Source organism: Cellulomonas sp. ES6 (assembly GCF_030053835.1).
In the GTDB taxonomy this organism is placed as follows: domain Bacteria; phylum Actinomycetota; class Actinomycetes; order Actinomycetales; family Cellulomonadaceae; genus Cellulomonas.
In genome coordinates, this window is the sequence record NZ_CP125655.1 from 1019886 (window position 1) to 1038671 (window position 18786).

Sequence of the window (18786 nt, forward strand, 5' to 3'; positions counted from 1 at the left end):
TCACGGTCGTGCCCCGACGACCTCGGCGCGGCGGGGCGTGGCGGACGCCGCGGCACCGGCGTCCGCGCCCGCTGCGCCGGCGGACGCGGGGGCAGCCTCGACGGTGTCGTACCGCGCGGCGTCGCGCACGCGCGGGACGAGCGCGGGGCTCGGCGTGCTGAGCGGCACCCACACGCTGTACCGGTCCCCGCGGTAGCAGGCGCGCGAGTACATGCACGGGGTGTCGGAGCTGAACGTGCGGCGGGTCGCGCGCAGCACCGCGCGGGTGCCGCGCAGGTCGAGCAGCGCGGCCTCCTCGTCGGAGGCCTCCGACGCCGTCAGCGTCTCCTCGCCCCAGGACGGGGCGAGCCCGACCTCGCGCAGCGCGTCGTAGAGGCTCGGCGGCGGGCCGCCGGCGAACAGCTCCGGCGCCAGGGCCACCGGCACCCAGAGCTGCTCGATGCTCATCGGCGTGCCGTCGGCGAACCGGACGCGCCACAGGTGGTGCAACGGGGCGCCGGCCTCGGTGCCCAGCGCGTCGGCCGCCTCCGCCGACGCGGGCACGGTGAGCGCGTCGAGCACCCGGGTGTCGGGGCGCATGCCGCGGCGACGCATCTCCTCGCCGAACGTGGTCAGCCGCATCTCGAAGTCCATGCGCTGCGGGGCGACGAACGTGCCACGTCCCTGCTCGCGGACCAGCACGCCGTCGCCGACCAGCGCGTCCACGGCCTGCCGGACCGTCATCCGCGACACGCCGAACCGCTCGCACAGGGCGCGCTCGGACGGGACGGCGTCCCCGACGGCCAGCTCGCGCTCGACGAGCTCCTCGAGGTACGACCGGACGGCCTGGTGCTTGTGCGTCGCCCGGGGGGCCGGCGCGGGGGCGGTGCGGGGCTGCTCTGCGTGCACGGCCTCACCCTCCCACTCGGTCGACGTCGTCCGGGCACCGGACCGCCCGGCGGTCGCCTGTGTGGTGCTTGACACATCTTCCGGTCTAGACCACTCTGACCGCAACTGGTCCAGACAACCTGCCGGACGGGCCGGGCTGCACGCAAGTCGGCCCCCTCCCGCCGCCCGGCGCACGCGCTCCGACCGCCGGCGCGACCAGCCGGCGGAGCACCCCTCCCGCACCGGACGGACCCGGCTGCGGGTCCGACGCTCGACGAGGAGACACCCCATGACCGCCACCACGGTGGACACCCCCAAGCGGGGGATCCCCGGCCTCGCGCAGCTGCAGCGCGTCGGCCGGTCGCTGATGCTCCCGATCGCCTCGCTCCCCGCCGCCGCGCTGCTGCTGCGGCTGGGGCAGCCCGACATGCTCGGCGCCGACGGCCTGGGCGCGAACGCGGACTGGCTGCTGCCGGTCGCCGACGTGCTCGCCGCCGCCGGCAACGCGCTCATCGGCAACCTGCCGATCCTGTTCGCGCTCGGCGTCGCGGTGGGCTACGCCCGCAAGTCGGACGGCTCGACCGGCCTGGCGGCGCTCGTCGGGTACCTGGTGTTCAAGGGCGTGACCGACGCGCTGTCCCCGTACATCCTCGGCGAGCCGGAGGAGGGCGCCACCCAGGAGCTCATCAACTACGGCGTGCTCGGTGGCATCGTCATCGGCCTCACGGCCGCGCTGCTCTACCAGAAGTACTACCGGATCAAGCTGCCGCCGTACCTGGCGTTCTTCGGCGGCCGGCGCTTCGTGCCGATCGTGACCGCCGGTGCGGCCGTGCTCATCGCCGTCGTCGCGGCCCTCATCTACCCCGCCTTCGACGCCGGGTTCACCGCGGTCGGCGACTGGGTCACCGGGTCGACCGTCGTCGGCGGGTTCGTGTTCGGCACCCTCAACCGCCTGCTGCTGCCGTTCGGCCTGCACCACCTGCTCAACTCGCTGCCGTGGTTCCAGTTCGGCGACTACACCGACGCGTCCGGCGACGTGTGGCACGGCGACATCGCCCGGTTCCTGCACGGCGACCCGACCGCCGGGACGTTCATGACCGGGTTCTTCCCGATCATGATGTTCGCCCTGCCCGCCGCCGCGCTGGCGATCGTGCACACCGCGAAGCCGAAGAACCGCAAGGTCATCGCCGGCATCATGGGCTCCGCCGCGCTGGTCGCCTTCGTCACCGGCGTCACCGAGCCCCTCGAGTTCGCGTTCGTGTACGTGGCCTACCCGCTGTACGCGATCCACGCGGTGCTGACCGGCACCTCGCTGGCGCTGGTGAACGCGCTCGACATCCGCAGCGGGTTCGGGTTCTCGGCGGGCGCCATCGACTACCTGCTGAACTTCCGGATCGCCGAGCAGCCGCTGCTGATCATCGTGATCGGCCTCGTCTACGCGGTCATCTACTACTTCCTGTTCCGGTTCATGATCACGCGGTTCAACTTCAAGACCCCCGGCCGCGAGGACGACCCGGTGGCCGAGGGCGCCGGCGACGTCGCGGCGGACCGGGCGGAGACGGTGCCCGCCGGCACGGCCACCGCCACCGCACCGCCGACGGCCGTCGACCCGGGTCGCCGCAGCGACGGGGGCACCGCCTGACGCCCGCCCGCCCGGCCGGCAGGGGGCGACTCCCCGACGCGGCGCCGGCGTGGTGCGGACCACGCCGGCGGCGCGTCCCACCCGGCACCGGCCGCCCCCGGCACGACGCAGGGCCCCGACCACGCGGTCGGGGCCCTGCGTCGTGCCGCGGACCGAGCGGTGTCGGACCGGTCGGTGCGGCCGGGTCAGGCGATCTCGGTCTGCAGCAGGAACGCCTCCAGGGCGTCGAGCGCGGCCTCGGCCTCGGGGCCGTCGGTCTCGGTGGCCAGCACCACGGTGTCGCCCGCGGCGGCACCCAGGGTCATGATCCCGAGGATGCTCGCGGCCTGCACCGGGGCGGCGTCGCCCTTGCGGACGGTGACCGGGACGGGCTGCTTGCCGGCCTCCGCGACGAACAGGGCGGCGGGGCGGGCGTGCAGGCCCTCGGCGATGGCGACGACGACGGGACGTTCCATGGGGGCGACCTCCGGGGTGACGTGTCCGTGCCCGGCACTGGGCACGGGTGCAGCGTAACTGGTCTGGACCATCCGTCCCGGCCGCGTCAGCCCGCGCGGACCTGGTCGACGCCCCGGTTCGCGAGCTCGTCCGCGCGCTCGTTGCCCGGGTCGCCCGCGTGGCCCTTCACCCAGTGCCAGGAGATCGCGTGCCGCGCGACCTGCTCGTCGAGCGCCTGCCACAGGTCCTGGTTCTTCACCGGCTTCTTGTCGGCGGTCCGCCAGCCGTTGCGCTTCCAGCCCGCGATCCACTTCGTCACGCCCTGCATCACGTACTGCGAGTCGACGTGCAGGTCGACCCGGCACGGCTGGTTCAGCGCCTTCAGCCCCTCGATGACGGCCGTGAGCTCCATGCGGTTGTTGGTGGTGACGGCCTCGCCGCCGAACAGCTCGCGCTCGTGCCCGCCGGACCGCAGCAGGGCACCCCAGCCGCCGACGCCGGGGTTGCCCTTGCAGGCGCCGTCCGTCCACATCTCGACGGCGGGCGGGGCGGGTTCGGCGGCGCTCATGGTCGCCCACTGTAGGGCGCACCCCGCCGTGAAAGGATCGCCGGGTGGCTGCCTCCCGATCGACCCTCGCCGACCGGGTCCCCGACGATCCCCGCGACCCCGACGCCCTCTACGCGGCCTTCACCGGCTGGGCGGAGGACCAGGGGCTGGCGCTCTACCCGCACCAGGACGAGGCGCTGCTGGAGCTGGTGACCGGCTCGCACGTCATCCTGTCGACACCCACGGGGTCCGGGAAGTCCCTGGTGGCGACGGCGGCGCACTTCGTCGCGCTCGCCCAGGGCCGCCGGACGTACTACACCGCGCCCCTGAAGGCGCTCGTGAGCGAGAAGTTCTTCGCGCTGGTCGAGGCGTTCGGGTCGGCGAACGTCGGCATGATGACCGGCGACTCCGCGGTGAACCCCGACGCCCCGATCATCTGCTGCACGGCCGAGATCCTCGCGAACCTCGCGCTGCGCCAGGGGCCGGACGCGGAGATCGGCCAGGTCGTCATGGACGAGTTCCACTTCTACGCCGACCCGCAGCGCGGCTGGGCGTGGCAGGTGCCGCTGCTGGAGCTGCCGCGGGCGCAGTTCCTGCTGATGTCCGCGACCCTGGGCGACGTCACGTTCTTCCGGGAGGACCTGGAGCGCCGCACGGGCGTGCCCGTCGCCGTGGTGGACGACGCGGTGCGGCCCGTGCCGCTGTCGTTCTCGTACGAGGTCGAGCCGCTGCACGAGCTGCTGGAGATGCTGGTGCAGACCGGCCGGTCGCCGGTGTACGTCGTGCACTTCACGCAGAAGGAGGCCGTCGAGCGCGCGCAGGCGCTGCTGTCCATGACGCTCGCCAGCCGCGAGCAGCGCGACCGGATCGCCGACGAGCTGGGCGACTTCCGGTTCGGCCCGGGGTTCGGCAGGACGCTGTCCCGGCTGCTGCGCCACGGCGTCGGGGTGCACCACGCCGGGATGCTGCCCAAGTACCGCCGGGTGGTGGAGCGGCTGACGCAGAAGGGCCTGCTCCGCGTGGTCTGCGGCACCGACACCCTGGGTGTCGGCATCAACGTCCCGATCCGCACCGTGCTGCTGACGTCGCTCGTGAAGTACGACGGCACCCGCATGCGCCACCTGTCGGCCCGCGAGTTCCACCAGATCGCCGGGCGCGCGGGCCGCGCGGGCTTCGACACCACCGGCGAGGTGCTCGTGCTCGCGCCGGAGCACGTCATCGAGAACCGCCGGGCCCTGGCCAAGGCGGGCGACGACCCGAAGAAGCTCAAGAAGATCGTCCGCAAGCAGGCCCCGCCCGGGATGGTGAACTGGACGGACAAGACGTTCGAGCGGCTGCGCGACGCCGAGCCCGAGCCCCTGACGTCGTCGTTCACCGTCACCCACGCCATGGTGCTCAACGTGCTGGCGCGGCCGACGGGCGACCCGGTCGAGACGATGCGGCACCTGCTGCTCGACAACCACGAGCCGGAGGCCTCGCGCGGCCGGCTGGTGCGGCAGGCGGTGGCGATCTACCGGTCCCTGCGCACGGCCGGCGTGATCGAGCGCGTCGTCGAGCCCGGGCCCGGCCCGGAGCGGCTGCGCCGGACCGTGCGGCTCACCCTCGACGTGCCCCCGACGTTCGCGCTCAACCAGCCGCTGTCCCCGTTCGCCTACGCCGCGCTCGACCTGCTCGACCGCGAGGACCCGGGCTACGCGCACGACGTGGTGTCGGTCATCGAGGCGACGCTGGACGACCCGCGCCAGGTGCTCGCGGCGCAGGAGAACCGCGCCCGCGGCGAGGCCGTCGCGGCGATGAAGGCCGACGGCATCGAGTACGAGGAGCGGATGGCGCTGCTCGAGGACGTGACCTACCCGCGGCCCCTGGCGGAGCTGCTGGTCGGGACGTTCCAGATCTTCAAGCAGACCAACCCCTGGGTCGCCGACCACGAGCTCTCGCCGAAGTCCGTCGTGCGCGACATGCACGAGCGCGCCGCGACGTTCGCGGAGTACGTGTCGCTGTACCAGCTCGACCGCACCGAGGGCGTGCTGCTGCGGTACCTCGCCGACGCGTTCCGGGCGCTGCGGCAGACCGTGCCGGAGGACGCCCGGACCGAGGAGCTGCACGAGATCATCGAGTGGCTGGGCGACCTGGTGCGCCGCACGGACTCGAGCCTCCTGGACGAGTGGGAGCGCCTCGCGCACCCGGAGGACCTGGACGACGCCACCGTCGCCGGGTCCCGGCCGGAGGACGACGCTCCCCCGCCGGTCACGACGAACCGCCGGGTGTTCCGGGCGCTCGTGCGTGGTGCGCTGTTCCGGCGCGTCGACCTCGCGGCGCGGGAGGCGTACCCGGCGCTGGGTGCCCTGGGCGACCAGGACGCCGAGGACCGGCCGTGGACGGCGGACCGCTGGCGCGACGCGCTCGACCCGTTCTACGACGACCACGACGAGATCCTCACCGGGCCGGCGGCGCGCGGGCCGGCGCTGTTCCAGGTGGACGAGCGGCCGTCCGCGCACGGCGAGGCGGGAGCCCGCGGGGACCTGTGGTTCGTCCGGCAGCTCCTCGACGACCCCGCCGGCGACCACGACTGGCGCATCGACGCCCTGGTCGACCTGCCGGCCTCCGACGCCGCCGGCGAGGTCGTCCTGCGGGTGCTGGACGTCGGCCCGCTCTGACGTCCCGCTGACCTGCGACGACACCTGGACCCGTTCCAGATCAGGGAAGCCTATCCTGCGTTTGCGCAGGTCAGGGCAGCCTTTCCTGTGATGACACGGTGTCAGAACCGGCCTAGCGTGGGTGCCATGACGACCCTGTCGAGCCACCTCCTGGACCGCGACCGCACCCCGGCGGCCGCTCCCCAGCGCCGGGTCGCCGGTGACACCCCTGCCGCCGACGACCCGGCCCCGGTCGTCCCCGCGGCCACCGTCTCGGAGCTGCCGACCGCGAGCCGGCTCAACTGGCTGCGCGCCGGCGTGCTCGGCGCGAACGACGGCGTCGTCTCCGTCGCTGCGACCGTCGTGGGCGTCGCGGGCGCCGCCACCGAGGTGAGCGCGCTCGCCATCGCCGGCGTCGCGGCCCTCGCCGCCGGGGCCCTGTCGATGGCCGCCGGCGAGTACGTGTCGGTCAGCAGCCAGCGCGACGCCGAGAAGGTGCTGCGGTCCCACGGCCTGCTGGGCGCCGAGGCCGAGCTCACGAACCCCTGGCACGCGGCGGTCGCCTCCTTCCTCGCGTTCCTCGCCGGCGGCATCGTCCCGCTGCTCGTCGTCCTCGCCCCATGGGGCGGCGGCCGCATCGTCGCGACCTTCGTCGCCGTCGCCCTCGCGCTCGTCGTGACGGGGTCCGTCAGCGCCCGCCTCGGCGGCGCGCCGACCGGCCGTGCCGTGCTGCGCAACGTCGTGGGCGGCTCGCTCGCGATGCTGGTCACGTACGGCATCGGGTCGCTGGTGGGCCTGGCGGTCTGACGCCCCGGTCCCCCTCGGCGCCGGAGGCCGCCCCGGCCTCACGCGAGGCCGGCCCCCGCGGCGACCACCAGCGCGACGACCCCGAGCACCCCGCCCGCGAGCGCGGCGTCGCCCGCGCCGAGCGGCACCGGGCGCCACACCGTCCGCGGGCCGGCCGACAGCCCCCGGGACTCCAGCGCCAGCGCGACCCGCTCCGACGCCCGGATCGACGCGACCAGCAGCGCGAACGCCGAGCGCCCGAGCCCGCGCCACCCCTCCCGCGGCCGCCCGCGCCGGCCGAGCGGGGCGCGGACGAGCTGCGCCGCCCGGATCGTCGCCCACTGCCGCGGCAGGCCGGCGAGCATCCGGTGGCCCGCGAGCAGCGCGTACACGTACCGCGGGCTCAGGCGGGCGTGCCGCACCAGGCTGACCATCAGGTCCCGGGGCGGGGTGCTGGCGAGGAAGGCGACGGTGGCGACGCCGATCACGCACCCGCGGAGCGCGAGCGCGGCGCCGACCATGAGGCCCTCGTGCGTCACCCGGAACGGTCCGCCCGTGACCAGGACCTCGCCCGGCCGGCTCAGCGCGTTCACCAGCAGCACGCCGACGCCGAACGTCCAGAACGGCACCTGCGCGAGCAGCAGCCGGCCCGGCGCGACCCGGGCGCCCCAGCGCGCGCCCGCGAGGCCGAGCAGGTACAGCACCGCGAGGGTGACGGGGTCCAGCACGGCGAGGGTCACCACCGACACCGCGACGACCAGCAGCAGCTTGACCGTGGGGTTGCGCGACTCCAGCGGGCTCACAGGGCCGGCACCCCCGCCCGGTCGCACGCCGGGGGCCCGGCCGCCGCTGCGCTCCCCGTACCGGCGGCGGTCGTCCCGCGGGCGTCCAGCGCCGCGAGCGCGTCCCGCAGCCGGCCCGCGTCGTCGGCCGCCTCGGCGAGCCAGCGCAGCAGCCGCGACGGACGCAGCCGCGCGGCCGCGAGCAGCCGCGGGTCCCGCAGCAGCCCGAGCGGGTCGAGGTCCGCGACCAGCCGGCCCTCGGCCAGCACGAGCACCCGGTCGGCGACCGACGCGACCGCGCGCAGGTCGTGGCAGGTGAGCAGGACGGCGCGCCCCGCCCGGGCCTCGTCGGTCAGCGCCCCCAGCACCGCCGCCGACCCGTGCCGGTCGAGCCCGAACGTCGGCTCGTCGGCCAGCAGGACCGCACGGTCGTGCACGAGCATCGCGGCCAGGCTCAGCCGGCGCTGCTCGCCGCCGGACAGCCGGTGCGGGTCCCGGTCCCCGAGCCCGGTGAGACCGAACCGCGCGAGCGCCGCCGCCACCCGCGCGTCCGTCGCCGGTCCCGGTGGCAGCCCGACCGCGACCTCCTCCCGCACGGTGCGCCCCGCGAGCTGGTGCTCGGGGTTCTGGGGCACCAGCCCCGCGCGCGACCCGCCGACGACGCCCGCCAGGGGCGGCAGCAGACCGGCGAGGCACGCGAGCAGCGTCGACTTCCCGGCGCCGTTCGCCCCGACGAGCGCCACCACCTCGCCGGCGCGCAGCTCGAGGTCCACCTCACGGAGCACCGGCTCGGGCGCGGGGCCGCGGCGCCCGGGCCGGCTGCGACGGTCGCGACGGCGCGCCGGGCCGCCGCGTCCGACCGCCAGGCCGCGCGCGGCGAGCAGCACCTCCCCGCGCGGCGCGGGCGCTCCCGCCGGCGCCCCCGGTGCCGCGGCCGCCAGGACCAGCACCCGCTCGCGCTGACCGGGCCCGCCCACCGCGCCGCCGAGGGTCGCCGCGATCTCGACGTCCTCCGGGAGCCAGCACCCGCGGGCCAGCAGCTCCGGGCCCGCCTCCTGCGCCACACGGGCCGCGGGGCCGTCGTGCGTCACCCGCCCGTCGGCCGACAGCACCACCCACCGGCCGGGCAGCCCGGCGACCCCCGCGTCGCCCGCGAGCGCGTCGAGCCGGTGCTCCACCAGCACGCTCGCCGCCCCGGTCGCACCCCGCGCGGCGGCGAGCGCGTCCCGCACCGCCGCCACGCCGTCCGCGTCCAGCATCGACGTGGGCTCGTCGAGCAGCAGCAGCCGAGGTCCGGCGACCACCGTGGCCGCCAGGGCCACCCGCTGGAGCTCGCCGCCCGACAGGGCGTCCGTGCGCCGCCCCGCCAGGTGACCGGCGCCGGCCGCACCGAGCGCCGCCTCGACCGCGGGCCCGATCGCGGCCGGGGACGTCCCGAGGTTCTCCAGCGGGAACGCGACCTCGTCCGCGACGTCCGCCAGGCAGACACCCGTCTCGGGGTCCTGCGCGAGCACGCCGACCACGTCCGCGAGCGCCGCGACGCCGTGCTCCGCGACCGCGCGGCCGGCGACGACGACCCGCCCCTCGACGCGCGCGGGCACGGCGTGCGGCACCGCGCCGTGCAGGCAGCGCAGCAGCGTCGACTTGCCCGCACCCGACGGCCCGAGCACGAGCACCTGCTCCCCCGGCGCGAGCCGCAGGTCGACCGGGCCGATCCCGGCGCCGCCGTCCAGCACGGCCTCGAGCCCGGCCACCTCGAGCACGGGCGCGGGCGCGGGCGTCGCCGGCGTCTCCACGTCCTCCTCAGCCCGCACGGCGCTCGAGCACCGGGCGGCCGGCGGCCGCGGCGCGCCCGATCGCGAAGCCGTCGAGCACCCCGGTGCGGTGCAGCGCGTCGACGACGACCTTGGCCAGCAGGCCGCCCAGCACGACGCCGGACACGGCCTGGAGCACGAGCCGCAGCACCAGCACGTCCTGCCCGTACCAGCCGAACCGGAACGCCGACCAGGCGAACACCAGCGTGGCGCCGAGCAGCCCGGAGGCGGCGAACCGGCCCCAGCCGAACCGGCGGTACCGGCCGAGCGCGAACGGGATCTCGCTGCCCAGGCCCTGCAGCAGCGCGGCGACGACCAGCAGCGGCCCGACCGGCGACCCGAGGAACACCACCTCCACCACGGAGGCGATCACCTCGGCGAGGATCCCCACGCCGGGTCGCCGGATGATCGCGAGGGCGACCGGCGCCACCAGCAGCCACCCGCCCAGCAGCACGTGCTGCGCGAGGTCGCCCGCGGGCCCCATGAGCACCGCGAGGCCGTTCCACGCCTGGACGAGCGCCCAGTACAGGAACCCGAACACCACCCCGAGCACGACCATCAGCACGATGTCCTTCAGCGCGAGCGGCTCGCGGCGCCGCCCGCGCGGGGCGCCGTCAGCCACGGGTCCGGGTCGGGCTGTTGAGCGAGAACGTGACGTGGCTCGTCACGTGCTGCACGCCGCACCCCACGCGCGCCCACGCGCCGACCACCGTCTCGACGAGCGCGCCGACGTCGCCCTCGAGCCGCGTGACGAAGTGCGCGGACCCCCGGAAGGTGCCGCTCGCCCGGGCCAGGTCGATCGCCGCCTCGATGTCCCGCATGTGGTCGGGCACGACCCCGGCGCGGACGTCGTCGGCCAGGGGGTAGAGCGCCCACTCCGCCACGCCGGGTCGGCCGGTGCGCCGGCCCGGTGGCAGCGCGACGGCCCGCGGGCCCGCTCCGCCCGGCAGGGCGCAGCGCACCTCGCCCGGGCAGCCGCGCGACAGGTGCAGCGTGACGGCGGCGTGCTCGCCGGTGGCGGCCACCGCGTCCACGAGGTCCGTGAGGTACCGGAGCAGGTCCGCCTCGTCGCCACCGACGTAGGTGCTGACGTCGCCCGTCTCGACGAGCAGGCCGTCCGTCGCCACCGAGCCGAGCACCCCGAGGATCGTGTCGGCGTACCGGTCGGACATCACGGCGACGGTGACGCGGGCACCCACCCCGAACCGGAGCGGGTCGGCGACCAGGTCGGCGGCCTCCGCGGGCCGGGTGGGTGTCGACGACGGTGCCGGGATCATGCGTCCTCCTGTGCTGGTCGGATCAGCACGGGAGGACGGCGGACGGGTGCCCGGCATCCTGCGATGTCGCTCCCTGCGCTGGCATGACCCAGATCAGGTTCAACGGTCGGAGTTCGAGTACTCCCTCTCAGCCCGGCTCACCGGACTCCCGTGCTGCTCCGCACCGTAGCAGCACCGCGGCGGCAGGGTCGCGCGCCCTAGGCTGGCCCCGTGAGCCGCAAGCAGCCGCCGTCCGGGACGCCCGCGCTGGTCGCGCTGGCGGCCGCCGGGGTCCCGCACACCGCGCACGCCTACGAGCACGACCCGCGCAGCACCGTCGGCTACGGGCTCGAGGCCGCCGAGGTGCTGGGCATCGACCCGGAGCAGGTCTACAAGACCCTCATGGCCTCGGTCGACGGGACACTGACCGTGGCCGTCGTGCCCGTCGCCGGCAAGCTCGACCTCAAGGCGCTCGCGCACGCCGTCGGTGGCAAGAAAGCCGTGATGGCGGACCCCGCCGCTGCGGAGCGTGCGACCGGGTACGTGGTCGGCGGCATCTCCCCGCTCGGCCAGAAGTCGGCGCACCCGACGGTCGTGGACGAGACGGTGCAGCTGTTCGACACCGTGTTCGTGTCGGGCGGGCGCCGGGGGCTCGACGTCGAGCTGGCCCCGGACGACCTGATCCGGCTGACCTCCGCCACGGTCGCGGACATCGCGCGCGGCTGAGGCGGCGCGCGCGAGCGCATAGGGTCGGGCACATGACGACCGGCGCGACCGAGCTCGCGGAGCGGCTGGCCCGTGTCCGCTCCCGGATCGCAGCCGCCGAGTCCGCCGCGGGCCGCCCGGCCGGCGCCGTCCGGCTGCTGCTGGCCACCAAGACCCAAGACGCCGCGACGGTGCGCGCGGCCGTGCTCGCCGACCTCGCCGGCGCGGCCACCACGGCCGGTGCCGCCCGCCGGGTGCTGCTCGGCGAGAACCGGGTGCAGGAGCTCGTCGCCAAGGGGCCGGAGCTCGCCGACCTCGCACCCGAGCTGCACCTCATCGGGCCGCTGCAGTCCAACAAGGTGAACGCCGCCCTGCGCTGGGCGACCTGCGTGCAGAGCGTCGACTCCCCCGCGCTGGCCGACCGGCTCGCGCGCCGGTGCGCCGACGACGACCGGACGCTCGACGTGCTGGTGCAGGTCAACGTCTCCGGCGAGCCGACCAAGCACGGCGCCGCCCCGCAGGACGCGCTCGACGTGGTCCGCGCCGTCGCGGGGCACGACCGGCTGCGGCTGCGCGGGTTCATGACGGTGGGCGCGAACACCTCCGACCAGCGGGCCGTCCGCGCCGGGTACGCCGCGCTGCGCGACCTGCGGGACGAGGTCGCCGGCAGCGGCGAGGCGGGCACCGGTGACGCCGTCGAGCTGTCGATGGGCATGAGCCGGGACCTGGAGGCCGCCGTGGCCGAGGGGGCCACCATCGTGCGCGTCGGGACGGCGGTGTTCGGCGCACGGCCCGCCCCCGTCGGCGTCCCGGGAACGGTCCCCGCGGCGTGACCGCGCCCACCGGCCGCCGGTTCCCCCGGCGCGTGTACACCCGCGGCACCGAGCCCGACGGCCGGTTCTCGCTCGCCAACGAGCGGACGTTCCTGGCCTGGGTCCGCACGGCGCTCGCGCTGCTGGCGGGCGGCGTCGCCCTCGAGGCGCTGGACCTGCCCGTGGAGCCGCACCTGCGCCTCGCGGCCGCCGTGCTGCTGATCCTGCTCGGGATCGCGGCGCCGGCTCAGGCGTGGGCCGGCTGGGCACGCACCGAACGGGCGCTGCGCGAGCGGCAGCCGCTGCCGGCGCCGGCGTTCAGCGGGCCGCTCGCCGCGGGCGTCGCGCTGGCCGGCGTGCTCGTGCTCGTCGGGCTGCTGCTGCGGTGAGCACCGCGAGCGGGCCGCGCGACGCCGCCCCCGGGGCGCAGCCGGAGCGGACGGCGCTCGCGTGGCGCCGCACCTCGCTGTCCGTCGCGGTGGGCTCCCTGGTCGCGAGCCGTGTGCTCGAGCCGTGGTTCGGCGCGTCCGTCTGGGTGCTGGCCGCGCTCGGCCTGCTCGGCGCGCTCGCCCTCGACCGGACCGGGCTGCGCCGCGCCGTGCTCTGGTCGGCGGTCGTCGACGACACACACCCCGACCGGGGGCCGGGCGCGCCGGTGCCCGCCGGCGCGCGCACGCCGGGCGGCGGGGCGCTCGGCGCCACCGCGCTGGCCGCGGCCCTACTGGGCGTGGGCGCCCTCGTCGTGGTCCTGCGGCACGCGGCGGGCTGACGCGGGCGCGGTCGCGCGGGGCTCAGCGCCCGTACGCCGCCAGCGAGCGGTCCGTCGGCACGATCTGCTTGCCGAGCGGCACGAGCGAGACCGGGATCATCTTGAGGTTCGCGATCGCCAGCGGGATCCCGATGATCGTGACCGCCTGCGCGAGCGCCGTCGTCAGGTGCCCGAGCACCAGCCACCAGCCGGCCACGAGGATCCAGACGACGTTGCCGATCGTCGACATCGCGCCGGCGGTGGGCCGGTCCACGATCGTCCGGCCGAACGGCCACAGCGCGTACGACGCCATGCGGAACGACGCGATGCCGAACGGGATGGTCACGACCAGCACGCAGCAGATGATCCCGGCGACGACGTAGCCGAGCGCGAGCCACAGCCCGCCGAATACGAGCCAGATGAGGTTGAGCAGGAGCTTCACGGCACCAGCCTCGCGGACGGGACCCGTCCGCCGCATCGGGGACCTCCCCGATCCGACCCTGGTCCTGCGGCACGCCCGGCCGCTCGAGCCCGGCTCACGGCACGCGCGCCGTCCACTCCGGGTTGCCGAACTTCTCCTCGACGAGCTGCTGCGCCCGCTCCAGCTCCTCCGGCCGCAGGGCGCCGTCGACCGTCCGGTACCGCGACCGGAAGTGCGCGACGAACGCGTCGATGACCTGCTCGCGCGGCAGGCCGGTCTGGGACCGCACCGGGTCCACACGCTTGTTCGCGCTGGTCGTGCCCTTGTCCGACAGCTTCTCCCGGCCGATGCGCAGCACCTCGAGCATCTTGTCCGCGTCGATGTCGTAGGCCATCGTCATGTGGTGCAGGACCGCCCCGCCGGCCAGGCGCTTCTGCGCGGACCCGGCGATCTTCCCGGCCGGCGAGGCGATGTCGTTCAGCCCGGAGAACGTCGCGGTGACGCCCACGTCGGCCAGCGCGCCGATCACCCAGTCGTCGAGGAACCGGTACGACTGCTCGAACGACAGGCCGTCGACCAGCGACGCCGGCACCACGAGCGAGAACGTGATGCAGTTGCCGGCCTCCATGAACATGGCGCCGCCGCCGGAGATCCGCCGGACCACGGTCACGTCGTGCTTCGCGGCGCCCTCGGGGTCGACCTCGTTGCGCAGCGACTGGAACGAGCCGATGAACACGGCCCGCTCGTCCCACTCCCAGAACCGCAGCGTCGGGCCGCGCCGGCCCGCGGCGAGCTCCTCGGTCAGCACCTGGTCGAGCGCGCCCAGCACGGCGGGCGGCAGCGGGCCGGGGTGGATGAGCTCGAAGGTGTGGTCCTGCCAGGACGTCGCGTGGCCCAGCGCGCGCCGCACGGCGATCGCCACGGCCTCGGGCGTGAAGCCGACCATGTGCACGGGCGCGTCGAAGCGGCCGTCGGACTCGGCGCGGCGCAGCCCCTCCTCGATCGCCGCCGTCAGGTCGGCCACCCGCGCGTCCGCAGGGCGCCCCCGCAGGGACTCGTCGATGACCGCCAGGGCGGCGTCGGGCTCGAGGAAGAAGTCGCCGCTGACGCTCACCTCGGTGAGCGACCCGCCTGCCACCTCCACGTCCGCTGCCACGAGCTTGCCGCCGGGGACCTTGTACTCGCCACGCACGGTCCCGATCCTAGGCCCCGGACCGGCGTGGTCGCCGGGGACCTCGACGTGGTGCCCCGGCCGGAGAGCGCAGCGCCCGCCACAGCGCCGCCCACTGCTCGGGCCGCAGGTCGCGCGGCAGCGCCCGCGCCGGCACGCCCGCGTCCGACAGCGCGCGCCGGGCGGCCGGGGCCGGGACCCGCGCCGCCCCCGCGAGCACCTGGTCCAGGCCGCGCCCCGCCCCGGTGAACACGGCGCCGACGAACCGCTGGTAGCCGTCCCGCTCGCCCGGGTCGACCAGCGGGCGGTCGCGCCGGTCGACCGTGAGCAGACCGCCGTCGACCGACGGCCGGGGCCGGAACGCGTCCGCGGGCACCCGGCCGCGCAGCGCGACCTCGAACCACGGGTCGGTCTGGGCGGTGAGCAGGGTGCGCCCCCCGACGCCCGCGCGCTTGCGGGCCACCTCCCACTGGGTGAGCAGCACGGCGTGCCGCCACCGGCCGTGGTGCAGCAGGCGGCGCAGCAGCGGCGTCGTCAGGTGGAACGGGATGTTGCCGACCACCACCGGCCGGTCCAGCGGGACGCGCAGCGCGTCGGCGCACAGCACGGTCGCGCCGGGCACCCGGGCGCGCAGCCGGTCGGCGCGGTGCGGGTCGAGCTCGACGGCGAGGACGTCGCGGCCGAGAGCGGCGAGCGGCCGGGTCAGCGCGCCGTCGCCGGCGCCGATCTCGAGGACCGGCCCGTCGGTGGCGCCGACCAGCCGCACGACGGCGTCGACGGTGGGGCGGTGGTGCAGGAAGTTCTGGCCGAGCTCGTGCCGGCCGCCGTGGGGGTGTCGCACGGGAGGTGCTCCAGTCGCAGGCAGGACGGAGCACCCGGAGGGGCGGGAGGGTTCTCGGCCCGGCTCCGGGTGCTCGGGGGCATCCGGAGGCGACGACCGGTCGGACGGCCGGCCGCGCTCAGGCGGTCCGGGGGCGTGCGACGGCCGCGGCGGCCGCGCTGCTCAGCGTTCCCATGCGGGTGACGGTACGGGGCGCCCGGGCGCGGGCGCACGGCGATTTCCGGTCGGACGGCGGCGGGCCGCGGCGACCAGCCGCGTCACCTGCGCGGCCGTCGCGGTGAGGTGCGCGGCGGTGGTCTCCGGGTCGAGCGCCTCCGCCGCCGGGAGCGGCCGCGGGTGCACGGGGAGCACCGCGTCGAACGGCCCCGCCGCGGCGTCCCCGCGCACGTCCACCGCGCCCGCGAGCGCCACCACCACGGCCCCCGCGGCGCGCCCGAGCGCCGCCACGCCGGCCGGGGTCTTGCCGCGGGCCGTCTGCGCGTCGAACCGTCCCTCGCCCGTCAGCACCAGGTCGGCGCCCGCGAGCGCCTCCTCCAGCCGTGCGGCGCGGGCCACGTGCGCGAACCCCGCCTCCCGGTGCGCGCCGAGGGCGAGCAGCGCCGCGCCGAGCCCCCCGGCGGCACCCGCCCCGGGGACGTCCGCGACCGCGCGCCCGCGGGCCGCCAGCGCCGCGCCCCACGCGACGAGCCGGTCGTCCAGGTGGGCGACCTGCGCGGGCGTCGCACCCTTCTGCGGGCCGAACACGTGCGCCGCGCCCGCGGGCCCGTGCAGCGGGCTGTCGACGTCGGTGAGCACGACGAGGTCGACCGCACCGAGGTCCGGCAGGGCGTCGAGCGACCCGAAGTCCCACAGCGGGTTGGTGCCGGGGCCACCGAGCGGCGCCCCGTCCCGGGAGCGGGCCGCGCCGCCCAGCGCCAGCAGCAGCCCCAGCCCGCCGTCCGTGCACGCCGTGCCGCCGAGCGCGACGACCACCCGGCGCGCGCCCCCGTCGACCGCGTGCCGGAGCAGGAGGCCGAGCCCCGCGGAGCCGGCCCGCGGGGGCGGGTCGGGGCCGACGTCGACCTGGCCGAGCCCGATGCAGGAGGCGGCCTCGACGACGGCGGTCGGGCCGGCGGCGGTCCGGTCGGCGGCGGTCGGGCCGACGGCGGTCCGGCCGGCGGCGCGACCGGGGCCGCCCGCGCGCTCGTCGCCCCCGGGCCCGCCCGCCGGCCCCGCGTCGTCCCCGTCCAGCACCGCGTACGCCGCGTCCACCGGCCGGCCGACCGCGTCGACGACCGGCGCGACCACCCGGCGCCCCGGCCGGGCGGCGAGCAGGGCGTCGACGGTCCCCTCGCCCCCGTCCGCGACCGGCACGACGCGCACCGACCCTCCGGGGTCCGCGGCGCGCACGCCCGCTGCGGCTGCCTCCCCGGCGCGCGCGCTCGAGAGGCACCCCTTGAACGCGTCCACCGCGACGACGACCCTCACGGCCCCAGCATGCCGGAGCCCCGTGTCAGCGCGGCGCGACGCCCCGGTTCCGCAGGCCCCAGATCGCCGAGTCCGTCAGCGCCTCCCACGACGCCTCGATGAGGTTCGGCCCCACCCCCACGGTGCTCCACGCGGTCTGCCCGTCCGTGGTCTCGATGAGCACCCGGGTCACCGCGTCGGTGCCGTGCATCGCGTCGAGGATGCGCACCTTGAAGTCGATGAGCTCGAACTCCGCCAGCTCCGGGTACACCCGCTGGAGCGCCAGGCGCAGGGCGTGGTCCAGGGCGTTGACCGGGCCGTTGCCCTCGCCGGTGGCGACGATGCGCTCACCCCCGGCGTGCAGCTTCACGGTCGCCTCGGCCGTCGCCGGGGTGCCGCGGGACCCCGCCCGCTCGACGATCGTGCGCCAGGACTCGACCCGGAAGTACGCGGGGCGCCCGCCCTCGACCTCCTCGGCGAGCAGCAGCTCGAACGACGCGTCCGCCGCGTCGTACGTGTAGCCCTGCGCCTCGGCGTCCTTGACGCGCTGGGTGACCCGCGTCAGCACCTCGTCCTGCCCGGCCAGGTCGAACCCGAGCTCCCGGCCCTTGAGCTCGACCGACGCGCGCCCCGCCATCTCCGAGACGAGCATCCGCATGTCGTTCCCGACGGCCTGCGGGTCGATGTGCTGGTACAGGTCCGGGTCGACGCGGATCGCCGAGGCGTGCAGACCCGCCTTGTGCGCGAAGGCGCTGACCCCGACGTAGGGCTGGCGCGCGAACGGCGCGATGTTGGTGATCTCGCTGATCTGGTGGGCGATGCGCGACATCTCCGCCAGCCCGCCGGAGCCGTCCGGCGGCGGGGCGAGCACGCTGCGGCCGGTCTTGAGCTCCAGGTTCGCGACGACCGACAGCAGCTCGGCGTTGCCCGTGCGCTCCCCGTAGCCGTTCACGGTGCCCTGCACGTGCACCGCGCCCGCCTCGACGGCCGCGAGGGTGTTCGCCACCGCGCAGCCGGAGTCGTTGTGCGCGTGGACGCCGAGGCGCACCAGCGGGTCCGCCGTGCCGAGCGCGGCCCGCAGGTCGCGGATCACGTCGGCGACGTGGGTGGGGAGCATGCCGCCGTTGGTGTCGCACAGCACGACGGTCTCCGCGCCGGCCTCGGCCGCCGCGAGCACGACGTCGCGGGCCGCTGCGGGGTCGTGCCGGAACCCGTCGAAGAAGTGCTCCGCGTCGACGACCACCCGGCGGCCCTCCCCGACGAGCAGCCGGACGGAGTCCGCGACCATCGCCAGGTTCTCCGCGACCGTGGTGCGCAGCGCCCGCTCCACGTGCCGGGAGTCGCTCTTCGCGACCAGCGTCACGACCGGCGCCTCCGAGTCGAGCAGCGCCCGCAGCTGCGGGTCGTCCCAGGCCCGCACGCCGGGCTTGCGGGTCGCGCCGAACGCCGCCAGGACGGCGTGCCGCAGGTCCAGCTCCTTGGCCGCGCGGGCGAAGAACTCCGTGTCCTTCGGGATCGCGCCCGGCCAGCCGCCCTCGATGTAGCCGACGCCCAGCTCGTCCAGCAGCGGGGCGATCGCCAGCTTGTCGGCGACGGAGAGGTTCATGCCCTCCTGCTGGGCGCCGTCGCGCAGGGTGGTGTCGTAGACGTCGAACGCGCCCGGGCCGTCCGCCACGGGGTGGGCGGCGCCGGTGCGCGGCAGCGAGGCGGGGGCGTCGTCGCGGGGTGCAGAGGTCACGGTCGGGCTTCTCTCGGCGAGGAGGACGGTGCGAGCCGGGTGAGCGTGTGGGCGTGCGGCAACAAAAAGACCCCCCGGGTTCGGGAGGTCGGCGCGTCCGCGGGGGTGGGCGGACGCGCTAGGCGATGACGATCGGGTG

At 76.3% G+C, this 18786-nt stretch carries 19 protein-coding genes and 1 riboswitch; of the genes, 7 read left to right on the top strand and 12 right to left on the bottom strand.

Going from position 1 to position 18786, the window contains the following annotated elements; all coding sequences use genetic code 11:
* Complete coding sequence (locus tag P9841_RS04860) at positions 1-888, bottom strand: GntR family transcriptional regulator (protein ID WP_283320947.1); 888 nt, start codon at positions 886-888, stop codon at positions 1-3.
* Between the two features lie 268 nt (positions 889-1156).
* On the opposite strand from P9841_RS04860, the gene P9841_RS04865 reads away from it, so the two are divergent.
* A complete protein-coding gene (locus P9841_RS04865) occupies positions 1157-2509 on the top strand; it encodes a PTS transporter subunit EIIC (protein ID WP_283320948.1) in 1353 nt (450 codons plus the stop codon).
* Positions 2510-2694: 185 nt separating this feature from the next.
* Here the strand turns inward: P9841_RS04865 and P9841_RS04870 are convergent, their stop codons facing one another.
* Both P9841_RS04870 and rnhA read right to left on the bottom strand, forming a co-directional pair.
* On the bottom strand, positions 2695-2964 hold the full coding sequence (locus P9841_RS04870; RefSeq protein ID WP_283320949.1) for an HPr family phosphocarrier protein: 270 nt from the start codon (positions 2962-2964) through the stop codon (positions 2695-2697).
* 86 nt (positions 2965-3050) lie between these two features.
* The gene (gene rnhA, locus P9841_RS04875) at positions 3051-3512 is read right to left on the bottom strand and encodes a ribonuclease HI (protein WP_255596142.1); all 462 of its coding nucleotides are present in this window, start codon (positions 3510-3512) and stop codon (positions 3051-3053) included.
* 44 nt (positions 3513-3556) lie between these two features.
* Here rnhA and P9841_RS04880 point away from each other — a divergent pair, with 44 nt between their 5' ends.
* Together P9841_RS04880 and P9841_RS04885 are read left to right on the top strand one after the other, a co-directional pair.
* Positions 3557-6148, top strand: a complete 2592-nt coding sequence (locus P9841_RS04880; protein ID WP_283320950.1) for a DEAD/DEAH box helicase — start codon at positions 3557-3559, stop codon at positions 6146-6148.
* Between the two features lie 126 nt (positions 6149-6274).
* Positions 6275-6934, top strand: a complete 660-nt coding sequence (locus P9841_RS04885) for a VIT1/CCC1 transporter family protein (protein ID WP_283320951.1) — start codon at positions 6275-6277, stop codon at positions 6932-6934.
* Positions 6935-6972: 38 nt separating this feature from the next.
* Here the strand turns inward: P9841_RS04885 and P9841_RS04890 are convergent, their stop codons facing one another.
* The 4 genes from P9841_RS04890 to P9841_RS04905 are packed head-to-tail and all read right to left on the bottom strand — an operon-like array spanning position 6973 to position 10786.
* A complete protein-coding gene (locus P9841_RS04890) occupies positions 6973-7716 on the bottom strand; it encodes an energy-coupling factor transporter transmembrane component T family protein (protein WP_283320952.1) in 744 nt (247 codons plus the stop codon).
* Positions 7713-9491: an ABC transporter ATP-binding protein gene (locus P9841_RS04895; RefSeq protein WP_283320953.1), complete on the bottom strand. Its 1779-nt coding sequence runs from the start codon at positions 9489-9491 to the stop codon at positions 7713-7715. The genes P9841_RS04890 and P9841_RS04895 overlap by 4 nt, the downstream gene beginning before the upstream one ends.
* Before the next feature lie 7 nt (positions 9492-9498).
* Positions 9499-10131, bottom strand: a complete 633-nt coding sequence (locus P9841_RS04900) for an ECF transporter S component (RefSeq protein ID WP_283320954.1) — start codon at positions 10129-10131, stop codon at positions 9499-9501.
* On the bottom strand, positions 10124-10786 hold the full coding sequence (locus tag P9841_RS04905; protein ID WP_283320955.1) for a YkoF family thiamine/hydroxymethylpyrimidine-binding protein: 663 nt from the start codon (positions 10784-10786) through the stop codon (positions 10124-10126). The genes P9841_RS04900 and P9841_RS04905 overlap by 8 nt, the downstream gene beginning before the upstream one ends.
* Before the next feature lie 53 nt (positions 10787-10839).
* Positions 10840-10948, bottom strand: a riboswitch (TPP riboswitch).
* A gap of 48 nt (positions 10949-10996) precedes the next feature.
* On the opposite strand from P9841_RS04905, the gene ybaK reads away from it, so the two are divergent.
* Genes ybaK through P9841_RS04925 form a run of 4 tightly spaced genes read left to right on the top strand, consistent with a single transcriptional unit; the run spans position 10997 to position 13051 of the window.
* Positions 10997-11491 (top strand): Cys-tRNA(Pro) deacylase, encoded by a 495-nt coding sequence (ybaK, locus tag P9841_RS04910; RefSeq protein WP_283320956.1) that lies wholly within the window; start codon positions 10997-10999, stop codon positions 11489-11491.
* 32 nt (positions 11492-11523) lie between these two features.
* Positions 11524-12303, top strand: coding sequence for a YggS family pyridoxal phosphate-dependent enzyme (locus P9841_RS04915; RefSeq protein ID WP_283320957.1), 780 nt, complete (start codon positions 11524-11526; stop codon positions 12301-12303).
* Complete coding sequence (locus P9841_RS04920) at positions 12300-12671, top strand: YidH family protein (protein ID WP_283320958.1); 372 nt, start codon at positions 12300-12302, stop codon at positions 12669-12671. The genes P9841_RS04915 and P9841_RS04920 overlap by 4 nt, the downstream gene beginning before the upstream one ends.
* A complete protein-coding gene (locus P9841_RS04925) occupies positions 12668-13051 on the top strand; it encodes a DUF202 domain-containing protein (protein ID WP_283320959.1) in 384 nt (127 codons plus the stop codon). Before P9841_RS04920 ends, P9841_RS04925 begins: the two co-directional genes overlap by 4 nt.
* Positions 13052-13073: 22 nt before the next feature.
* Here the strand turns inward: P9841_RS04925 and P9841_RS04930 are convergent, their stop codons facing one another.
* From P9841_RS04930 to cimA, 5 genes are all read right to left on the bottom strand, one after another.
* Positions 13074-13472: a YccF domain-containing protein gene (locus P9841_RS04930; protein WP_283320960.1), complete on the bottom strand. Its 399-nt coding sequence runs from the start codon at positions 13470-13472 to the stop codon at positions 13074-13076.
* A 94-nt stretch (positions 13473-13566) separates the two neighbouring features.
* Positions 13567-14643, bottom strand: a complete 1077-nt coding sequence (gene lplAB / locus P9841_RS04935; protein ID WP_283320961.1) for a lipoate-protein ligase LplAB — start codon at positions 14641-14643, stop codon at positions 13567-13569.
* 10 nt (positions 14644-14653) lie between these two features.
* On the bottom strand, positions 14654-15463 hold the full coding sequence (erm, locus tag P9841_RS04940; RefSeq protein ID WP_283320962.1) for a 23S ribosomal RNA methyltransferase Erm: 810 nt from the start codon (positions 15461-15463) through the stop codon (positions 14654-14656).
* Between the two features lie 162 nt (positions 15464-15625).
* Positions 15626-16930, bottom strand: coding sequence for a glycerate kinase (locus tag P9841_RS04945; protein ID WP_283320963.1), 1305 nt, complete (start codon positions 16928-16930; stop codon positions 15626-15628).
* Between the two features lie 25 nt (positions 16931-16955).
* Positions 16956-18584, bottom strand: a complete 1629-nt coding sequence (gene cimA, locus P9841_RS04950; protein ID WP_283321856.1) for a citramalate synthase — start codon at positions 18582-18584, stop codon at positions 16956-16958.
* Between the last annotated feature and the right edge of the window lie 202 nt (positions 18585-18786).

Excerpts from the sequence above, each read along its gene's own strand:
- P9841_RS04865 (WP_283320948.1), top strand. The coding sequence starts at position 1,157 with ATGACCGCCACCACGGTGGACACCCCCAAGCGGGGGATCCCCGGCCTC.
- P9841_RS04870 (WP_283320949.1), bottom strand. The coding sequence starts at position 2,964 with ATGGAACGTCCCGTCGTCGTCGCCATCGCCGAGGGCCTGCACGCCCGC.
- rnhA (WP_255596142.1), bottom strand. The coding sequence starts at position 3,512 with ATGAGCGCCGCCGAACCCGCCCCGCCCGCCGTCGAGATGTGGACGGAC.
- P9841_RS04885 (WP_283320951.1), top strand. The coding sequence starts at position 6,275 with ATGACGACCCTGTCGAGCCACCTCCTGGACCGCGACCGCACCCCGGCG.
- P9841_RS04905 (WP_283320955.1), bottom strand. The coding sequence starts at position 10,786 with ATGATCCCGGCACCGTCGTCGACACCCACCCGGCCCGCGGAGGCCGCC.
- P9841_RS04915 (WP_283320957.1), top strand. The coding sequence starts at position 11,524 with ATGACGACCGGCGCGACCGAGCTCGCGGAGCGGCTGGCCCGTGTCCGC.